The sequence below is a fragment of the Chromobacterium piscinae genome, assembly GCF_021129175.1.
GTDB classification, from domain to species: Bacteria; Pseudomonadota; Gammaproteobacteria; order Burkholderiales; family Chromobacteriaceae; genus Chromobacterium; species Chromobacterium piscinae.
On record NZ_JAJOHV010000082.1, the window covers coordinates 1 to 2,884 of the forward strand.

Annotated in this window: 3 protein-coding genes; all 3 read left to right on the forward strand. The window is 71.6% G+C overall.

From position 1 onward, the window contains the following. Positions 1-1,028, forward strand: a 1,028-nt coding sequence (locus tag LQR33_RS18835) for an FHIPEP family type III secretion protein (RefSeq protein WP_231470079.1), incomplete at its 5' end; no start/stop codon positions are given. After that, positions 1,015-2,331, forward strand: a complete 1,317-nt coding sequence (locus LQR33_RS18840; RefSeq protein WP_231470080.1) for a FliI/YscN family ATPase — start codon at positions 1,015-1,017, stop codon at positions 2,329-2,331. The genes LQR33_RS18835 and LQR33_RS18840, both read left to right, overlap by 14 nt. Then, on the forward strand, positions 2,325-2,708 hold the full coding sequence (locus LQR33_RS18845) for a hypothetical protein (RefSeq protein ID WP_231470082.1): 384 nt from the start codon (positions 2,325-2,327) through the stop codon (positions 2,706-2,708). The genes LQR33_RS18840 and LQR33_RS18845 overlap by 7 nt, the downstream gene beginning before the upstream one ends. The last annotated feature ends 176 nt before the right edge of the window (positions 2,709-2,884 follow it).

Genomic DNA, 2,884 nt, shown 5'->3' on the forward strand with positions numbered 1-2,884 from the left:
CCGCCATGCCGCCCCCGGTCGGCGCCATTCCGCTGCTGTTGCGCGTCCATCCCGAGCTTGGCCGCGACGCCGCCCTGGCGCGGGCGCTGGCCGAGCTGCGCCAGCAGAAGCTGGAGCAGCTGGGGTTGCCGCTGCCGGAGATCCTGCTGCAGATGGATGCCGGCCTGCCGCCGCGCCATCTGTCCTTCCTGCTCTACCAGGAAGCGGTACTGGAGTTGGAGCTGCGCCCGCTGCCGCTGCTGGACGCCGCCAGCGCGCCGGTGCCCCAGGCCGCCGCGCGCGACGCCCTGCCCTTCGGCGGCCTCACCCTGCAATGGGTGGCGCCGGAGCAGGCCGCCGGCCTGGCCAAGCTGGGTCTGACGGTTCACCGCGACCACGAGCGCGTCGTCCACCTGGTATCGCTGGCGCTGGACCGCTACGCCGCCGAGCTGATCGGCGTGCAGGAGGCGCGCTACCTGATGGACCAGATGGAGCAGCGCTACGGCGAACTGGTGAAGGAGCTGCAGCGCCAGCTGCCGGTGGGCCGCATCGCCGACGTGCTGCAGCGGCTGGTAGCCGAGGGCGTGTCCATCCGCGACCTGCGCGCGGTATTCGAAGCCCTGGTGGAATGGGCCCCGCGCGAGAAAGACCCGGTGATGCTCACCGAATACGCCCGGCTGGCGCTGCGCCGCCACATCGTCGGCCGCCAGCGCCGCGGCCAGCCCTGGATCAGCGCCTGGGTCATCGGCGGCCACATCGAGCAAACCATACGCGAATCCATCCGCCAGACCTCGGCCGGCTCCTACTCGGCGCTGGGGCCGGAAGAGAACCAGGCCATCGTCGGCGAAATCCGCTCCGCGCTGGAGCAAAGCGGAGCCGGCGGCGCCGCGCTGGTCACCGCCATCGATGTGCGGCGCTTCGTGCGCAAGCTGATCGAGCGCGATCTGTTCTCCGTGCCGGTGCTGTCGTTCCAGGAGTTGGGCGACGAGGCCGAGCTGAAGATCCTGGGCCACGTCGAACTGATAGGAGAAGGCCATGCGCCTGCCTGATTACTACGCCATCCTGGACGCCATCGAGCCCCCCCCCCCGCCCGCCGGCGGGGACTTCCTCCTGGAAGGACGCCTGTCAGAAGTCGGCGCCACCCTGCTGCGCGCCCATCTGCCTGGCGCCGGACTGGGCGAGCTGTGCTTTCTGCCGGACGGCGACCCGGCCGAAGTGGTGGGCCTGGACGGCGACGAGGCGCTGCTCTCTCCCTACCGCGAGCCGCTGGGCCTGTCTTGCGGCATGCTGGTCCAGCCCAGCGGCCGCCGCGCCGACATCGGCGTCGGCGACGCGCTGCGGGGCCGGGTGCTGGACGCGCTGGGTCGGCCGGCGGACGGCTTGCCCGCGCCGCGGATAGAAACCCGGCGCGACATCGACGCCGAGCCGCCCGATCCCATGCAGCGCCAGGTGATAGACACCATTCTCCCCACCGGCGTGCGTGCCATCGACGCCACCCTCACCGTCGGCGTCGGCCAGCGCCTGGGCATCTTCGCCCCGGCCGGCTGCGGCAAGAGCACCTTGCTGGGCATGCTTTGCGCCGGCAGCGAAGCCGACATCGTCGTGCTGGCGCTGATCGGCGAGCGCGGCCGCGAAGTGCGCGAATTTCTCGACCATGTGCTCAGCGCGGAAGCGCGCGCCAAGAGCGTGGTGGTGGTCGCCACTTCCGACCGTCCGGCGCTGGAGCGCATCAAGGCGGCCGCCACCGCCACCGCCATCGCCGAGCACTTCCGCGACCGCGGCCAGCGCGTGCTGCTGCTGGTGGACTCCCTCACCCGCTACGCCCGCGCCGTGCGCGAAGTGGCGCTGGCCGCCGGGGAGCCTATCGTCGGCGGCGGCTACCCGCCCAGCCTGTACGCCAGGCTGCCGCGGCTGCTGGAGCGCGCCGGCCCGGCCTCCCGCGGCAGCATCACCGCCTTTTACACCGTGCTGATGGAAGACAAGGCCGACCCGCTGGCGGAAGAAGTGCGCTCGCTGCTGGACGGCCACATCGTGCTATCGCGCAAGCTGGCCGAGTCCAACCACTTCCCGGCGATAGACGTGCTCGCCAGCGTCAGCCGCGTCATGCATCAGATTTGCGCCCACCCCCACCGCGCCGCCGCCGCCCGGCTGCGCCAGCTGCTGGCCGCCTGGCGGGAAATCGAGCTATTGGTCCGGGTGGGGGAATACCGGCCGGGCCAGGACGCCGACGCCGACGACGCCATCGCGCGCCGGGCGCCGATCAACGCCTTGCTGCGCCAAGCGGTGGATGAGCGATTCGCGTTCCCCCGCACGCTGGCAGAGCTGGGCGACGCCGCGGGGATGCCATGCTGAGCCAATTGCTGAGCATCAAGCGCCGCCGCGAAAACAGCCTGCGCGCCGCGCTGGTCCGGCTGGCGGACGAGGAGCTGAAGCTGTGCGCGCGCCGGGACGCCATCCACGAGCGCCGCCATGCGCTGTACGCCGAGTGGCGGCTCCAGGCCGCGCGCAGCGGCCAGTTCGATCAGACCGAGCTGGAAAAGCTGCGCGCCGCGCTCTCCCGGCTGGAAGGAGAGGACCAATCCCTGCAGCGCCAGCTGGAAGAGCTGGCCGCCGAGCGGCTGCGGCTGACGCAAACCCGCGCCGAGCAGGAAACCATGCTGCTGCGCAATCTGCGCGAACAGGAAAAGCTGAGCGCACTGCTGGACGGCGAATCCGACAAGGATGCCTGAGGCCGGACCGCTCCCAACCGCAACAGAAGGCACGACCATGCAAGCGCAACCCACTTCCGCCGCCGGCCGCGCGTCATCGCGCGACCGCGACGAACCCCATGCCGACCGCCGCGGCGCGCAGCGCTTCCGCGCGCTGCTGGACGACGCGCAGTCGCCGCGACAGGACCGCTCCGTCC

Excerpts from the sequence above, each read along its gene's own strand:
- LQR33_RS18840 (WP_231470080.1), top strand. The coding sequence starts at position 1,015 with ATGCGCCTGCCTGATTACTACGCCATCCTGGACGCCATCGAGCCCCCC.
- LQR33_RS18845 (WP_231470082.1), top strand. The coding sequence starts at position 2,325 with ATGCTGAGCCAATTGCTGAGCATCAAGCGCCGCCGCGAAAACAGCCTG.